This window comes from Nitrosomonas sp. JL21, from assembly GCF_009833095.1.
Lineage (GTDB): Bacteria > Pseudomonadota > Gammaproteobacteria > Burkholderiales > Nitrosomonadaceae > Nitrosomonas.
In genome coordinates, this window is sequence record NZ_QRCB01000027.1 from 1 (window position 1) to 16,517 (window position 16,517).

The window sequence follows — 16,517 nt, forward strand, 5'->3', positions numbered from 1 at the left end:
GGATGAGGACAGTGGTGGCGGGGAAGAGGAAGAAGATGAAGAAGATGACGAAGAAGGTGGGGAGAGCGAGTCTGCTGCAGCCTCCGCCGAGCCTCAGAGTGATGAAGACGGCGATGAGGATGAGGATGAAGAGTGATTGTCACAGCCTTGTTGGAAAAGCGAAAGCAAATTAGGTAAGTATAAATACTAAACAGACCGCCCATGAGTGAAATATAAGTAATTATCGCTCATGGGTCGATGCGTAAAAACAATGTGTGAAGGTTTGCTCTGTTTTTATTAAATTGAAAAATAAGTAGTGGATTTAATTTAGAGAAAATAGGTTGATAACCCGCTGATGGCGGGTTTTTTATTATCGTAGAGTATCCATAGTATGTTTGATCATTTTCCAAAGCCTGATAGAACGTATCCGCATAATAATCGAGATTATTTCATTGCCGGTTTTACTTTTTTTTGCGTTGGGGTAAGTCTGGTCATTGATGGGAGCACAAGCATACAGATTCAGAATTTATTAGGGGTCATCGCCTGGACGTTTCTAATCGGTTTATTGGTGGGAGAGAACAGAGAAGTAAGAATGCAAGTCGTTATTGCAGTAGCGTTTGCTACTGCTGGGGAGCATTTTGCATCCATTTATATGGAAGGATATACCTATCGATTTGGCAATGTGCCATTATATGTGCCTCCTGGGCATGGAATGGTATATTTGACCGCAGTTGCGCTTTCACGCTCCAGGTTTTTTTTGATGAATGCAAAAAAACTGGCTCTTTTTGTCATAGCGATTGGAGGTATATGGTCTTTATGGGGTATTAGCGGTATACCTGAGCAAGGCGATCAAGTCGGAGCGTTTTTATTTTGTATTTTTGTGATCTGTATTTTTAAGGGAAGATCACCTCTGGTTTATCTGGGAGCCTTTTTCATCTGTACATGGTTAGAGATTGTTGGTACAGCCGCTGGAACATGGAAGTGGGCAGCTATTGAACCAGTTTTTGACTGGACTCAAGGAAATCCGCCCAGTGGCGTAGCTGCGTGGTATTGCTTGGTTGATGCGGTAGCGATTGGTTTTGCACCAATATTTCTAAATGGTTTGCAAAAAATGAATAACTGGTATAAAACAATCGTCCATTGATGAGAATTCGTTTGCAGATCAGGCGAGCATCAGTAAGAGATCGTAATCAATAATTAAATCGTGATATGAAAGGGATATTGTGACTGTTGTCCGTTTGCCAGATGGTTCTGAGCGTTTTTTTGATCATGCCGTCAAAGTTTTCGATGTTGCTACAGCTATCGGACCTGGTTTGGCTCGTGCAGCTGTTGCAGGAAAAATAAATGGGAAGCTGGTTGATTTAGATAGTCAAATTGACCGTGATTGCGAGCTTGCCATTATTACTGAAAAGGATGTCGAAGGAGTGGAAATCATTCGGCATTCCTGTGCGCATTTATTGGCACATGCAGTGAAGGAATTGTTCCCAGAGGCGCAAGTTACCATTGGGCCGGTGATTGAAGACGGGTTTTACTACGATTTTTCTTATAAGCGGCCCTTCACTCCCGATGATTTGGCGGCAATTGAAAAGCGCATGCATGAAATCAGCAAACGCGATCTAAAAATAGAACGGAAAATCTGGGATCGTGATGAAGCGATTAATTTCTTCAAACAGCAGGGTGAGCATTATAAAGCACAGATCATTGAATCCATCCCTGGCGAAGAAGATTTATCACTTTACGGGCAGGGAAATTTTACCGACTTATGCCGAGGACCTCATGTTCCGGCCACGTCGAGAATAAAAGTTTTTAAGCTGATGAAAGTGGCTGGGGCATACTGGCGAGGCGACTCCAATAATGAAATGCTGCAGCGCATTTATGGTACAGCCTGGGGGAACAAGGATGATCAGAAGAATTATTTGCATCGTCTGGAAGAAGCCGAGAAACGAGACCATCGAAAATTAGGCAAACAGCTTGATTTATTTCATGTGCAAGATGAAGCACCCGGGATGGTTTTCTGGCATCCTAACGGATGGGCGTTATGGCAGCAAATTGAGCAGTATATGCGCCAATTGTTGAACAACAATGGCTATCACGAAATTCGTACGCCTCAGATTTTGGATAAAAATTTATGGGTGCGCTCCGGGCATTGGGAGAATTTCCGCGAGAATATGTTTACCACTCATTCGGATGAGCGGGATTTCGCTATAAAACCAATGAATTGTCCTGGACATGTGCAAATTTTTAATCAAGGCTTGCGAAGCTACCGGGAGCTTCCCATACGATTGGCCGAATTTGGTTCTTGTCATCGAAATGAAGCTTCAGGAGCTTTGCATGGCATCATGCGGGTGCGAGCATTCACACAGGATGATGCACATATTTTTTGTACCGAAAACCAAATTCAGGATGAAGTTGTGAGGTTCATCGCTTTGCTGAAAGAGGTTTATGCCGATTTTGGCTTTCAAGAACTTGCCGTGAAACTTTCAACGAGGCCGTTGAAGCGGGTGGGTTCCGAAGCGCAATGGGATAAATCCGAAGCAGCCCTGAAATCCGCTCTGGAGGAAACCAAGTTCGAGTGGGAGTTACAGCCTGGAGAAGGCGCTTTCTATGGTCCAAAAATTGAATTCTCATTGAAGGATTGTATCGGACGAGTATGGCAATGTGGAACGCTGCAGCTCGATTTTTCTATGCCTGAGCGCCTGGGAGCGGGCTATATCGCAGAAGATAATTCTCGCCAAGTACCTGTTATGTTGCATCGAGCGATTCTAGGCTCGCTGGAAAGATTCATTGGAATTTTGATAGAAAATTATGCAGGGGCATTTCCATTATGGCTATCTCCTGAGCAAGCGGTTGTAATGAATATTTCTCGTGGACAGACCGATTACGCGGCAGAAGTGGCCTCTCAATTAAGAATACACGGTATTCGAGCAGGGTTAGACTTGAGAAATGAGAAAATTAACTATAAAATCCGCGAGCATAGTCTGCAAAAGCTTCCCTATCAAATTATTGTTGGTGACGAAGAAGTACAATCCAATAAAATAGCGGTTCGCAATCGCGCAGGTGAAAATTTGGGAGTAATGACCGTGGAAGCACTGATAGCACGCCTAAAAAAGGAAATATCTTTAAAGGCATAATTTAGATTAAATTTGGAGGATTTACCATAGCTCACGAAAAAACAGCTCGCATCAATGAAGAAATTGATGTGGCAGAAGTGCGGTTGATTGGTGTAAATGGAGAGCAAGTAGGAATTGTTACACTAACAGAAGCGAATAATTTGGCTGAAGAAGCAGGGGTTGATCTCGTCGAGATTGCACCAACCGCACAGCCACCTGTTTGTCGTTTAATGGATTATGGTAAGTTTCGTTATCAGGAAAGCAAGAAAAAACATGATGCGAAGCTAAAGCAGAAGCAAGTGCAAATTAAGGAAATTAAATTCAGACCCAATACGGATGAAGGTGATTACAATATAAAATTGCGGAATCTTACAAATTTTCTCAATGAAGGCGATAAAGTCAAGGTTACTTTACGTTTCAGAGGTCGAGAAATGGCGCATCAGGAATTTGGGATGCGTCTGTTGGAACGAGTGAAGGGTGATTTGGAATCGTTTGCCATTGTGGAACAATTTCCGAAAATGGAAGGCAGGCAAATGGTCATGGTTCTGTCACCGAAAAAAAGAGATTCAAAGTCAGATAAGAACAAAGCAGTGACAGACAATTCAAGTGTCACACCATGATATTCCGGTAGTGCCCTGTTGTAACTGAGGGAAACTCTGAAAAAAGCAGTAACCGTGAGCTGACATAGCGAAATCAGAAAAGATTGCATTTTTAAACGCTAAATGAACAATCTAATTCTGATTCCAGTAGAATCCAGCCGAGTTCGGGCACAGCAGTTTCTCAGAGCGAATTTAGATGTGTTGTTGAAACAATAAGTGATCGCTGGGTTTGTAAAGATTTTCATTGTCAATGAAAACACCTAGCTTCATATATAGATGAGGAGGATGTATGCCAAAAATCAAAACTAAAAGTGGCGCTGCAAAGCGTTTTAAATTCAGGGCGAATGGCAGTATCAAGCGCTCTCAAGCTTTCAAGCGACATATCCTGACCAAAAAAACGACAAAAAACAAACGTCAATTACGGGGTATTGCAAATGTTCATTCCACTAACGTTGCCGCCGTGCGCGTTATGATGCCTTACGCGTAAAGGGGGGAATTATGCCAAGAGTTAAACGTGGTGTTACTGCGCATGCGCGACATAAAAAAATACTTGATTTGGCCAAAGGTTATCGGGGACGTCGCAAGAATGTTTATCGAATAGCTAAGCAAGCGGTCATGAAGGCCGGACAATATGCCTATAGAGACCGTCGTCAACGTAAAAGACAATTCCGGGCGTTGTGGATTGCACGTATCAATGCCGCTGCTCGTGAGTGTGGTTTATCGTACAGTGTATTCATGAATGGCTTAAAGAAGGCATCCATTGATATTGATAGAAAAGTTTTGGCTGATCTGGCGGTTTTTGATAAAAGTGCTTTTGAAAAAATTGCTGACCAAGCAAAAGCCAGTCTTGCTACGTAATTATCTGTAAATAAATAACTATTTGGAGGTCGGGTAAACCCTGAACCTCCCTTTTTCTTGTGAAAGCAACGGATATCCAGCTAATTTTCCAATTTTTATATGACTGATCTAGAAGAAATTATTGATGAAGCAGTTAATTTGATGAATCGCACAGATGATCCCAATGAATTGGAGAACGTCAAAGCTCGATATATGGGCAAAAATGGCGTACTGACTGAATTACTCAAAGGACTAGGAAAATTGTCTGCTGAAGAACGTCCGGCGAGAGGAAATCAGATTAATCAAGCCAAGAATTTATTAGAAACGACGCTGAAATCTCGACGTAATGCTCTTCAAGCGAAAGAACTGGAAGCCAAATTAGCAGAGGAATATTTGGATATAACCTTACCCGGTAGAAATGGAAATGTGGGTGGTTTACATCCGGTATCACAGACGTTGGCCCGTATCGAGACATTGTTTCATTCCATCGGCTTCGAAGTGGCTTCGGGCCCGGAAATAGAAACCGATTTTTATAATTTTACTGCACTCAATATTCCGCATAATCATCCGGCGCGGGCAATGCATGATACATTCTATATCGATAATGGTAATCTGCTGCGAACCCATACTTCTCCCGTGCAGATCCATTATATGCAGGACAATGAGCCCCCGATAAAAGTGATTGCGCCTGGGCGGGTGTATCGCTGTGACTCCGATGTAACGCATACGCCAATGTTTCATCAGGTAGAGGGATTATGGATTGATGAGAATGCCAATTTTGCGGCTTTGAAAGGGGTCCTGGCGGATTTCATGGCTCACTTTTTTGAGCGCGATGATTTGCCTGTGAGATTCCGACCTTCTTTTTTTCCTTTCACAGAACCATCTGCGGAAATGGATATCGGCTGTGTCATGTGTAACGGTCAAGGTTGCCGTGTCTGCGGTCATACCGGTTGGCTGGAAGTATTGGGTTGCGGCATGGTTCACCCGAATGTTCTAAAGCATGTGGCCATTGATAGCGAACGATATATCGGTTTTGCGTTTGGTATGGGAGTGGAACGCTTGACGATGCTGAGATATGGCGTCAATGATTTGCGATTGTTTTTTGAAAATGACCTTCGTTTTCTCAAACAATTCAATTAGAGCCTTAATTCAATTAATCAATTGATGCAATATAAGAAATAGATTTATGAAATTTTCGGAAAACTGGTTGCGAACCTTTGTTAATCCACTTTATACACGTGAGCAGCTTGCGCATGCACTGACTATGGCGGGGATCGAAGTGGAGAATGTTGAATCCGTTGCTTCTGCATTTGAAAAGGTGGTCGTTGCGGAAGTTCTGTCAGTCGATAAGCACCCGTCAGCAGATCGATTAAAGGTGTGTGCCGTGAAAGTGGGCGATCATCAAGACGATGTCCTGCAAATCGTGTGTGGAGCACCCAACGTCAGCAGCGGTCAGAAAGTGCCTTGTGCATTGGTGGGAGCGACACTGCCGGGAATCACTATTAAAAAGACCCAATTGCGCGGAGTGGATTCGGCCGGGATGTTGTGCTCCGCAAAAGAACTCGGCATCAGCGACGTAGCAGATGGACTGCTTCTGTTGCCGCAGGATGCACCGGTAGGAACTGATTTTCGTCGCTATTACGAACTCGATGATAGCATCTTCACCCTCAGTTTAACGCCGAATCGTGCGGATTGCCTGGGTGTTCTGGGTGTCGCACGGGAAGTTTCGGCTATTTCCGCTACCCCTTTGCATCCGCTTCGGATAGATCCAGTGTCGCATGAAATCGATGACACGTTGGATGTGCGTATCAGAGCGATAGATGCCTGTCCGTTATATTCCGGTCGGATAATTCGCAATATTGATACCGATGTATCAACACCTTTATGGTTAACACAAAGACTCGAACGAAGCGGAATTCGATCGATTAATGCAGTAGTCGATATCACAAATTATGTGCTGTTGGAAACCGGTCAGCCTATGCATGCCTTCAATCTGGCTGCCATTACCGGCGCTATTCAGGTACGTTATGCGTCATCGCAGGAAAAACTTCTATTATTGAATGGGACGGAAATCGAGTTAACCGAAGATATGCTGGTGATTGCAGATGATTACAAGCCTCTTGCATTGGCAGGCATCATGGGAGGGTTTGAAAGCGGTGTTATACCAGGCACGACAGATATTTTCCTGGAGAGTGCCTTTTTTGAACCCGCAGTGATCAGTGGTAAATCATTTCGCCTCGGTTTTAGTTCAGACTCTGCTTATCGCTTTGAACGTGGTGTCGATTTCGAAGCAACCCGAGCTGCCTTGGAACGGGCCACTTACCTGATACAGTCAATCTGTGGCGGTAAGGTGGGTGCTGTGACAGAAATGAAGCATCAATTGCCGCTGCGTTTGCCGATCAACGTGCGGATCAGCCGAATACAACGGGTGTTGGGGGTCGATATTCCTCAGCAGCACATCGGCGATTATTTTAAGCGGCTAGGGATGGCATTTTCAGTGCAATCCGGTATTTTTGAAGTCGTACCGCCCGCTTATCGTTTTGATCTAGCGATAGAAGAAGATCTGATAGAAGAGCTGGCGCGCATCTACGGATATGATCAGATACCTGCTCATTTCCCACGCGCCGGTCTGATGATGTTGCCTGCATCTGAAAAATTGCGATCCCCGATCAATTTCAAAGAAAAACTGGTGAACCGGGATTTTCAGGAGGTGATCAATTATGCCTTTGTCAATGCTGAATGGGAGCGCGACTTGGGCAATGATGATCCGATCACGCTAAAAAATCCGATTGCAAGTCAAATGAATGTCATGCGGAGCACGCTGATTGGCGGTTTGTTGTCGAATTTGCAGTTTAATCTGAATCGTAAGCAAACTCGCGTGCGCTTATTCGAAATCGGCGGCTGTTTCGTCAAAGATAAAAAAAATGAGGCCAAGCAAATCGAGAGAATCGCAGGCATTAGTTATGGAGATGCGGTGGTCGAACAATGGGGTCTGCCTGCAAGGAATATTGATTTTTATGATATCAAGGCGGATGTTGAAGTGTTATGTGGCAGCAGCGCCATCCGTTGCGAGAGATTCTCGCATCCCGCGCTGCATCCGGGAAAATCAGCGCAGGTCTATATCGACGATAGAGCTGTGGGGTGGATAGGAGAACTGCATCCTCATCTGCAAAGTAAGTATGGCTTGCAGAAGAATGTAGTGTTATTTGAACTGAGTGTGGAGGAGTTGTTGCCTAAATCTCTGCCAGTTGCTCGGGAATTGTCGAAGTTTCCGCCAGTGCGGCGTGATATTGCAATCGTTGTGGATAACGAGGTGAGTGTTCACTCCCTCTTGACCAGTATGCATGAAGGAAGATCAGCAATTGTTACCGATATTTCTTTGTTTGATCTTTATCGCGGTAAGGGGATGGAAAATAACAAAAAAAGTCTTGCATTCCGCGTATTGTTACAAGATACTGAGAAAACATTGACCGATGAAGAAGCTGATTTTGCTGTATTAAGTTTGATAAAAATTCTAGAAGATAAATTTGGTGCAATATTGCGAAATCGATCGTCGTAATGAAACGGCGAACGTAAAAATTAAAATAATTAATATTAAATGGAGTGAAGTATGGCCTTAACAAAAGCTGAGTTAGCGGATTTACTATTTGAGCATGTGGGGTTGAATAAACGTGAAGCGAAAGATATGGTCGAGTCGTTTTATGAAGAAGTACGCAATGCTTTGCAAAATAACGAAGGTGTAAAGCTTTCAGGATTTGGCAATTTTCAGTTGCGTGAAAAACCGCAGCGTCCAGGTCGGAATCCCAAAACCGGCGAGGAAATACCGATCACGGCTCGTCGGGTTGTGACTTTTCATGCCAGTCAGAAACTGAAAACTCTGGTTGAAAAAAATTATCATGGAAAACAGAAAACCAAGTAACAACCTCCTCCCAATTCCTGCTAAACGTTATTTCACAATCGGCGAAGTTGGCACCTTGTGTGGTGTAAAGCCGCATGTGTTGCGTTACTGGGAGCAGGAATTTACTCAACTGAAACCCGTCAAGCGGCGAGGAAATCGCCGTTACTATCAGCACCAAGAAGTATTATTGATTCGACGCATTAGAGAATTATTATATGATCAGGGGTTTACGATCAGTGGTGCGAGAAATCGCCTCGATCATGGAGAAACATCACATGTTGAGTTGCTCAATGACATCGGTATGTCATCTGCACAAACTGATATGAATTACGTTCGACGGGAGATCAAGAGCGTGATGTCGCTTCTTCTTTCTTAAGAAAAATCTTATCAGCGTAAAAAATGCAGTCTATGCAATTCAAATCCCCCTTTTGGGCTTGATTTCAACATACCTGTCTTAAACGTGATCGAGCACAGTGTTTTTCATAGCTTCTTTAAAAATATTTCAGTGATAGTTTACCTAGTTAACCTGCGTAGTTTGTTATAATTCCTTGTTCGGGGCGTAGCGCAGCCTGGTAGCGTACTTGCATGGGGTGCAAGTGGTCGGAGGTTCAAATCCTCTCGCCCCGACCATCGGCGGATTTGAGGCAGTCTATGACGAGCAAGAGGGATAATACTGAGCCGATTTATACGGCAGAATTGTCTGGCTAGTCAACAACTTGAGATCTTTATAGAAAGAAGAGATGCGCATATTACTCAGTAATGATGATGGATACTTTGCACCGGGTTTAGCCCATCTTGCCGAAGCACTTTCCAAAATTGCAGAAATTATTGTCGTCGCACCTGAGAGGGATCGTAGCGGATCAAGCAATTCATTGACATTAGATCGTCCTTTGAGCTTGCATAAATCACATACTGGTTTTTATTATGTCAATGGCACGCCAACTGACTGCGTTCATTTGGCGGTTACCGGCATGCTGGATGACATGCCGGATATGATCGTATCCGGTGTCAATCATGGCGCCAACATGGGTGATGACACGATTTATTCAGGCACCGTTGCGGCTGCCACTGAAGGTTTCCTGTTGGGAATTCCGTCGCTGGCCGTTTCTTTAGTCAGCTCATCGCATGGCAATTATCGGACGGCCGCCCGTGTAGCCGCAGATATGGTGTTGCGTTGCAGGGATCATGAGGTTCAGCGACCTGTATTATTGAATATCAATGTGCCGGATGTCGAGTATGAGCAACTCGGCGGAATTGAAGTGACTCGGTTAGGTCGGCGCCATAAAGCGGAACCCGTCATCAAATCGCAGAGCCCGCGAGGTGAAAGCGTATATTGGGTGGGTGCAGCTGGAGCCGCGCAGGATGCGGGTAATGGTACGGATTTTCATGCGGTGCGGCACAACCGGGTTTCTGTGACGCCATTGCAGATCGATTTGACTCGCTATGATCAGATGGATTTGATAGCGAAATGGCTGAATAACTAGCAAATTTGAGAGGCAATTTGAATCGTAAGGGTACTCATTGGTGAGTGTTCGTCATTCTGGCATTGGCATGACCTCGCAACGCACGCGCATGCGGATGATCGAGCGTTTGCGCACCCAAGGGATTGCTGATGAAGTGGTTTTATCGGTAATGGGCGCTATTCCCCGTCATATTTTCGTTGAGGAAGCGTTGGCCAGCAGAGCGTATGAGGATGTGGCGCTACCCATCAATTACGGCCAGACCATCTCAAGCCCATGGATTGTGGCCCGTATGAGTGAATTGCTGCGGAATCAATCGGATTTGGGTAAAGTGCTCGAGATTGGCACAGGCTGTGGATATCAAACTGCGGTATTGGCAAGAATCGCTCAGAAGGTTTACTCGGTCGAACGGATCGGCCCTCTATTGACGCGCACTCGGCTTCGATTGATCGAACTACAGATTAGAAATACTCATCTGAGGCACGCCGATGGTTTGCATGGATTTATAGAAGCTGCACCATTTGATGGAATCATCATGACAGCCGTTACCACGCATGTGCCTGCTTCGTTGTTGGAACAACTGATGATGGGAGGGCGAATGGTTTTCCCAAAAGGTGCTCGAAAGCAGAATTTATGTATCATTGAGCGAACTCCACAAGGCTATACTGAAACTGTACTGGAAGAAGTCAATTTTGTACCCTTGTTGGCTGGTGTCGTAAAAAGATAACGATACAAGGAAAACATCATGATAAACAATCAATTTTTACAGATAGCGCTTGATCGTGGAGATCGAAGTATCCTAAAACGGAATAGTGCGGGATTTTCATCGTTAGGCAGTTATGCGTTGTTTGGAGCTGCGTCTCTTGTACTGATTGGATGCGCCACGCAATCACCCGTACCCGTTGTCGATCGGTCGAATAGTACGCTGGCCTCGACCATCAAGCCGGCGGAAGCGGATACCCCAACCAATCAATTTTATATCGTGCAGAGGGGCGATACACTCTACAGCATTTCACTCAATCATGGCATTGATGCTAAAAAGCTGGCTGAATGGAATAACATTGCCGACCCAAAAATGCTCAAACCAGGGCAAAGAATCAGCTTATCCGCGCCTGCAACTGCACCTGGAACTGCAACCGACTCTCAGCCGGTTTTATATGCGCTACCTCAGCGTCCCATCGAAACAACGCTAGAACCCAATGAACAACCTTTTCTGACAATTCCAAGCGAGAGTGGAAGTAAGCCCGGCGATGTCAGCAAGAATCTGAAGAACAGTCCGAAAGCCGTCAAGCTTCCGTTTTCTGAGCAGAATGTCGCGCGATTGAAGAATTCACCGGCGTCGATGGGCGAAGTGACTACTCCTCCTGCTTCTCAAGCGACCCAGATTGCAAAACAAAGCCGCATAGAAACGGCGCCGCAACCCGAATTACAGCAATCGGACAAGGCTGGTGATCGTTCAGTCGCGCAATGGATTTGGCCAACGGCGGGCACAGTGATGTCTTCTTTTTCAAAGAACTCCAAAGGCGTCAAGATTTCGGGGCAGGCTGGACAGCCGGTCGTGGCCTCTGCTGCGGGCGAAGTGGTTTACAGCGGCCATGGCTTGCGCGGTTATGGTAACCTGATCATCATCAAGCACAATAATACTTTTCTGAGCGCATACGCGCACAACAGCAAGCTTCTGGTCAAAGAAGGCGAAGCTGTGTCAAAAGGCCAGAAAATCGCAGAGATGGGCAATACCGATGCCGACACCATCCAGCTGCATTTCGAAATCCGCAAACATGGGAAGCCGGTCGATCCGATGGAGTACTTGCCCAGTCAATCCTAGTTTCCGGCAAACTCAGGCAAAACAACCGCTTAGTCTGTATAATCCGGATCGCGCCGTTTTCAGCGGTAGGCGCCAATCATGAAATCACCGGCGCATATGGCTTAACGCTTCTCTGACCTGGCCAGTTGCCACTTCGGCATGATCTTGTTTTGCCTGACTGATGGCTTCTTCGAGAAGTTTGATGGATGCCGCCAAATGCTGATTGTTCTCAGGTGAAGTTTTATAGGCCGCCTGAGCATGTGTAAGACTCTCCTGCGCATGCTCGAGCAATGCATCGGTATGACCGGCACGGCCATGAATTTCCGCATCTTCTGCATGGCTGATTGCACTGTTGAGGTGTTCCTGAGCGTCGGATGCCATTGTCAGCGAAGCAACACCGAGCAATACGCTGATAATCATTATTTTATGAGTTAACTTCATAGTGTCTCCTGGTTTTTGAACTGTTCCGAGTTTTGACAAGTTATTCAATCGATGTGACTGGTGGCGCTCGGAGAAGTTTTGGGTAAGGAATCGGTGCAGCGGTTTTTTGTGCTTTCTTAACGGTTCATCAAGGTATTGAGTATGTGGTAGTTAACCCATCCCTGAGCAGGCGCGATGCCTTTTATTTGAGTAAATGGTTGAGAGGGTTCGCCCAAGTCGGATAATACCGATACTGCGCCGTCGAAATTTTGAGCATGAGTGTAGCCGCTGACGGTGATCAACGTGGTGAGATCGGCCGCAAGCGCTGCTTTCAATCCATTTTCGGAATCCTCGATGGCGATGCATTGTTGCGGAGTCATTCCGAGTTGATCCAACACCCAGTGATAAATATCCGGGGCGGGTTTTTTCAGTGGAACGATATCACCAGCGCCGATCACATCGAACCAGCCAATCGATTCTTCACCCAATGTCGATTTTAACAGGGCAGTAACATTGTCCATGGTGGTGGTGGTTGCGATTGCAAGCTTGATGCGTTGTTGACGTAACTCATCGATCAATCGCGCAACTCCGGGGCGCAGCGGTATACTGCCGGATTCCATCAAGGCTTCAAAAAATTTGGTTTTCGTTTTATGCAAGCTGGCAATCCAGTCCGAAAGATCCGGTCTTTCGAGCGCAGCGGGTGCGTATGTTTCCATGTAATGACGAATCCGCTCTTTTCCGCCGGTGACTTCCAATAGCTGACCATATAGATCAATGTCCCAATTCCAGTCCAGATTGAATTGCTTGAAGGCGGCATTGAAAGCGAGACGATGCCCATCCTGTTCCGTGTCGGCCAGAGTGCCATCGACATCAAATAATACTGCGCGGAGTTTATTTTCTTTATTCATGATGTTTAAATGTTGATTATTGAGAGCATGCCAGATCAGTGATGACTGGCACGTTGTAATCTGTCAATGATTGCCAGCCAGTCAGGGTGATCGGGAGGTGCTTCAACCAGCAGATAATCAAAACCTGCCTGATCAAAATGGCGTAATGTAGCATAAAGTTGCCGCCCATACAGAACCGGGTCGCGCGGCATTGAATGGATCTGGATCGAAGCATGGGCGCGGAGTGCGCCGAGCTCGATTTCCGACCAGGTCATGATCAGGACGCGCAGGTTCTGAATACCCAATGCGGATACGTGTTGCCCGATCAGTTCGGTAGAATGGATACGTAACGGAGTAGCGGGGGCATAATGCGACGGCAGGGATCCCGATGTGCGTATGGCTGGATCGGCCGTGGTTGAAATGAAGGGGCTTTCCAATGCGGTTTCCAGTGCTGATAATGTGATGCCGCCAGGGCGCAGGATATGAGGCAGGCGATCATGAAAGCTGACGATCGTGCTCTCCAATCCTACTTCGCAGGCACCGCCATCGAGTATGAGATCCACAGTCGATCCCAATTCTTGCCGGACATGCTCAGCAGTGGTTGGGCTGATGCGGCCGAATCGATTAGCGGACGGCGCGGCCAGCGCTTTTTGCGGGCCCAGCGCATTCAATAGGGCCAGGGCAATCGGATGTGCGGGCATGCGTAGGCCCACGGTATGTTGTCCACCGGTGACGCAATCCGGAATCCGGCTGCTGCGCTGTAGAATGAGCGTCAATGGCCCCGGCCAGAAATGATGTGCTAATGTCCAGGCTGATTCCGGTATTTCTTCTGCCCAATACGATAACTGCGAAATATTTCCGATATGCACGATCAGTGGGTGCTCAGCAGGTCTTTGTTTTATTGAATAAATTTTCTTGATTGCGGCAGGGTTGGTGACATCTGCGCCAAGACCGTAGACGGTTTCAGTCGGGAAAGCCACTGTTCCGCCGGCACGCAAGCGGGCGGCGGCTTCCTCGATAAGCGCTTGCTGCGGCTCAGAAAATGCGGTTGAGAAATGAGCAGGTCGTGTGGATTTCATTGTTGGGAATTGTTAGTCGTTGGCTCAGGTTCAGGCATAACATCATGGCGTGCCGTCGCGCCATTCATAACCGAGCAAGCCTTGCATGATGCGAACGATGTAGAAGCTGAGCCAATTCAAGGCATAGCTACGCCAAGAATAAATATGCTTGCTTGCCGCCGTAACGACCGTCGATTCCTGTGCAATCGCTGTTTTCAAGCTGGTTCTCAGTTGAGTGGCGAATCGATGATCTTCTATGATTACATTGGCCTCGCGCGCTAGCAGCAAGCTGAAAGGATCAATGTTGGAAGAACCGATCGTAGCCCAATATTGATCAACGACGGCTACCTTGGCGTGCAGATAGCTGCGATTGTATTCGTAAATGATCACTCCCGCTTTCGACAAATTTTCATACAATGCTTGAGTAGCATGGTGCTGCAGGAAATATTCGATTCTGCCCTGCAGTAGAAGCTCGACACGAACACCACGACGTGCGGCGTCTTTGAGTGCAGTGCTGAATTTTCTGCCGGGCAGGAAATACGCATTGGCGATGATGATTTCAGATCGGGCCTGATTGATGGCATCCAAATAGGCGTGCTCAATGTCATGGCGATGACGCCAATTATCGCGTATGACCAACGCGGCTTTTTGCTGGCCCGAGGGTTGGGTGCTCGGTTTGATATCCGTGCGGTGGGTCCAGCGCTTCTTGAGATGCGCCCAGGCGACGATCAGCCATAAATGTTTCACAGCCTTATGGATCCTTGCGAGTAAAGGGCCCTGTATGGCAACGGCATAATCGAAGCGCGGCAGGAGATGTTCCGGGTTGTGCCGGTCGTCGATGATATTGATACCGCCAATGAAAGCGGTTTGAGCGTCAATTACGGTCAATTTACGATGCATTCTTCGCAAACGGTGGCGGCGCGGCATTGAAAAAATAAATTCTGGCCGAAAGATCAGCACCTTGACACCGGCATTGAGCAGATTGCGTATGATAGGCTGAGAAAGGTTTTGCGAGCCAAAACCATCCAGCAGAAGATAGACCGATACACCTCGTCCGGCGGCGCGCATGAGCGCCTCAGCAATTCTGCGTCCGACCGCATCATACTCAAAAATATACGTTTCCAGGTGTATTTCCACTTGCGCGTCATCGATTGCAGCTTCCAGGTGGGGAAAATATTCATCGCCATTGCATAGCAAATGAATTTGGTTATTTTCAACAAAATCGAGCGTTTTCATTATTTGTGTGTCGTACCCCGATCATCCCCATCGCATATCTTAATATCAGATCTTTCGTGCCAAATGCCCGCAGCAAGGATCAGTACGGCTTCGGACACTGGTGAAACCGGTTACGAGATTTTCAGCATTCTGTCGAGTGCCAGCTTCGCCAATCCGGCTTCTTCTTGAGGAACCTTGATCTGATTGACGACATTGCCATTTACCAAATTTTCGAGTGTCCAGGCCAAATGCTGCGGATCGATTCGCGCCATGGTCGAGCACATGCATACCATCGGTGACATGAATTGGACGATCTTATCCTGGGACTTGAATTCTTCGGTAATCCTGCTGACCAGATTCAATTCAGTGCCGACCAGCCAGCGAGTTCCGCTTTTTGCGGCTGCAATGGTCTTGATGATGTATTCCGTCGAGCCGACATAGTCGGATAATTTGCATACTTCAAAGCTGCATTCCGGATGCGAAATGACGATGCCATTGGGGTATTGATTGCGAAAGCGAATGATATGCTGCGGCTGAAACATTTGATGAACGGAACAATGGCCTTTCCATAACAGAATTTTCGCTTTTTTGATTTGTTCCGGCATCAACCCGCCCATCGGCTCATCGAAATTCCATACTGCCATGTCCTCGAGCGGAATGCCCAACTGATGACCGCTCCAGCGACCTAAATGCTGGTCGGGAAAGAAGAGCACCTTTTCCCGCCGTTCGAATGCCCATTGCAGGACTTTGCCGGCGTTGCTGGAGGTGCAGACGATGCCTTCATGTGTGCCGCAGAACGCCTTGAGGTCTGCGGCGGAATTGATATACGTCACTGGGGTGATAATTTCATCGGGGTCAAATATTCCGGACAGTTCCTGCCACGCGCGCTCCACTTTCGACAAGCTGGCCATGTCAGCCATCGAGCAACCTGCTGACATGTCAGGCAAAATGGCGATTTGCTCAGGACTTGACAGCATGTCCGCAACTTCGACCATGAAATGAACGCCGCAAAACACCAGATAATCTGCATCGGTCTGACCCGCCAGGAAAGACAATTTCAAAGAGTCGCCGGTCAAGTCGGCATGGCGGTATACATCGGCCCGTTGATAGTGATGGGCCAAGATAACCGCGCGCTTTCCCAACGATTGTTTGGCGGCAATGATCCGTTGCGCGCAGGCATCGTCTTGTAATTGATCATACTGTTCAAATTCTAAAGCGTTTGTTTGCATTGCTATCGTTAATCGTTAAAT

17 protein-coding genes and 1 tRNA gene are annotated in these 16,517 nt (G+C 46.7%); 13 read left to right on the plus strand and 5 right to left on the minus strand.

Annotated elements, in window-relative coordinates; all coding sequences use genetic code 11:
- Window positions 1–370: 370 nt before the first annotated feature.
- The 13 genes from ABF87_RS09150 to ABF87_RS09210 all read left to right on the plus strand — a co-directional run bounded on the left by ABF87_RS09150 (window position 371) and on the right by ABF87_RS09210 (window position 11,708).
- The gene (locus tag ABF87_RS09150; protein ID WP_160828826.1) at window positions 371–1,123 is read left to right on the plus strand and encodes a hypothetical protein; all 753 of its coding nucleotides are present in this window, start codon (window positions 371–373) and stop codon (window positions 1,121–1,123) included.
- 79 nt (window positions 1,124–1,202) lie between these two features.
- Window positions 1,203–3,110 (plus strand): threonine--tRNA ligase, encoded by a 1,908-nt coding sequence (gene thrS, locus ABF87_RS09155; protein ID WP_160828827.1) that lies wholly within the window; start codon window positions 1,203–1,205, stop codon window positions 3,108–3,110.
- 26 nt (window positions 3,111–3,136) lie between these two features.
- A complete protein-coding gene (infC, locus tag ABF87_RS09160) occupies window positions 3,137–3,709 on the plus strand; it encodes a translation initiation factor IF-3 (protein ID WP_345789899.1) in 573 nt (190 codons plus the stop codon).
- A 268-nt stretch (window positions 3,710–3,977) separates the two neighbouring features.
- Window positions 3,978–4,175 carry a 50S ribosomal protein L35 gene (rpmI, locus tag ABF87_RS09165; RefSeq protein ID WP_160828828.1) on the plus strand — a complete coding sequence of 66 codons (198 nt, stop codon included), beginning with the start codon at window positions 3,978–3,980 and terminating at the stop codon, window positions 4,173–4,175.
- 11 nt (window positions 4,176–4,186) lie between these two features.
- Entirely contained in the window at window positions 4,187–4,546 is a 360-nt protein-coding gene (gene rplT / locus ABF87_RS09170; protein WP_160828829.1) for a 50S ribosomal protein L20, read from the plus strand.
- 99 nt (window positions 4,547–4,645) lie between these two features.
- Window positions 4,646–5,665 (plus strand): phenylalanine--tRNA ligase subunit alpha, encoded by a 1,020-nt coding sequence (gene pheS / locus ABF87_RS09175; RefSeq protein WP_160828830.1) that lies wholly within the window; start codon window positions 4,646–4,648, stop codon window positions 5,663–5,665.
- A gap of 46 nt (window positions 5,666–5,711) precedes the next feature.
- Window positions 5,712–8,084, plus strand: coding sequence for a phenylalanine--tRNA ligase subunit beta (gene pheT / locus ABF87_RS09180; protein ID WP_160828831.1), 2,373 nt, complete (start codon window positions 5,712–5,714; stop codon window positions 8,082–8,084).
- A gap of 51 nt (window positions 8,085–8,135) precedes the next feature.
- Window positions 8,136–8,444, plus strand: a complete 309-nt coding sequence (locus tag ABF87_RS09185) for an integration host factor subunit alpha (RefSeq protein ID WP_160828832.1) — start codon at window positions 8,136–8,138, stop codon at window positions 8,442–8,444.
- Window positions 8,422–8,799, plus strand: coding sequence for a MerR family transcriptional regulator (locus ABF87_RS09190; protein WP_160828833.1), 378 nt, complete (start codon window positions 8,422–8,424; stop codon window positions 8,797–8,799). The genes ABF87_RS09185 and ABF87_RS09190 overlap by 23 nt, the downstream gene beginning before the upstream one ends.
- Before the next feature lie 177 nt (window positions 8,800–8,976).
- Window positions 8,977–9,053 (plus strand) — tRNA-Pro (locus tag ABF87_RS09195).
- Between the two features lie 110 nt (window positions 9,054–9,163).
- Window positions 9,164–9,907, plus strand: coding sequence for a 5'/3'-nucleotidase SurE (surE, locus tag ABF87_RS09200; RefSeq protein WP_160828834.1), 744 nt, complete (start codon window positions 9,164–9,166; stop codon window positions 9,905–9,907).
- Window positions 9,908–9,947: 40 nt separating this feature from the next.
- Window positions 9,948–10,610 (plus strand): protein-L-isoaspartate(D-aspartate) O-methyltransferase, encoded by a 663-nt coding sequence (locus ABF87_RS09205; protein ID WP_160828835.1) that lies wholly within the window; start codon window positions 9,948–9,950, stop codon window positions 10,608–10,610.
- A gap of 18 nt (window positions 10,611–10,628) precedes the next feature.
- Window positions 10,629–11,708, plus strand: a complete 1,080-nt coding sequence (locus ABF87_RS09210) for a peptidoglycan DD-metalloendopeptidase family protein (RefSeq protein WP_160828836.1) — start codon at window positions 10,629–10,631, stop codon at window positions 11,706–11,708.
- An 84-nt stretch (window positions 11,709–11,792) separates the two neighbouring features.
- On the opposite strand, the gene smbP is transcribed toward ABF87_RS09210, so the two are convergent.
- From smbP to nadA, 5 genes are all read right to left on the minus strand, one after another.
- Window positions 11,793–12,128 carry a small metal-binding protein SmbP gene (smbP, locus tag ABF87_RS09215; protein ID WP_160828837.1) on the minus strand — a complete coding sequence of 112 codons (336 nt, stop codon included), beginning with the start codon at window positions 12,126–12,128 and terminating at the stop codon, window positions 11,793–11,795.
- 116 nt (window positions 12,129–12,244) lie between these two features.
- Window positions 12,245–13,015, minus strand: a complete 771-nt coding sequence (locus tag ABF87_RS09220; protein WP_160828838.1) for an HAD family hydrolase — start codon at window positions 13,013–13,015, stop codon at window positions 12,245–12,247.
- A 35-nt stretch (window positions 13,016–13,050) separates the two neighbouring features.
- Window positions 13,051–14,073 carry an L-threonylcarbamoyladenylate synthase gene (locus ABF87_RS09225; protein ID WP_160828839.1) on the minus strand — a complete coding sequence of 341 codons (1,023 nt, stop codon included), beginning with the start codon at window positions 14,071–14,073 and terminating at the stop codon, window positions 13,051–13,053.
- A 42-nt stretch (window positions 14,074–14,115) separates the two neighbouring features.
- Window positions 14,116–15,288: a cardiolipin synthase ClsB gene (gene clsB, locus ABF87_RS09230; RefSeq protein ID WP_160828840.1), complete on the minus strand. Its 1,173-nt coding sequence runs from the start codon at window positions 15,286–15,288 to the stop codon at window positions 14,116–14,118.
- Window positions 15,289–15,398: 110 nt separating this feature from the next.
- Window positions 15,399–16,496 carry a quinolinate synthase NadA gene (gene nadA / locus ABF87_RS09235; RefSeq protein ID WP_160828841.1) on the minus strand — a complete coding sequence of 366 codons (1,098 nt, stop codon included), beginning with the start codon at window positions 16,494–16,496 and terminating at the stop codon, window positions 15,399–15,401.
- Window positions 16,497–16,517: the final 21 nt, after the last annotated feature.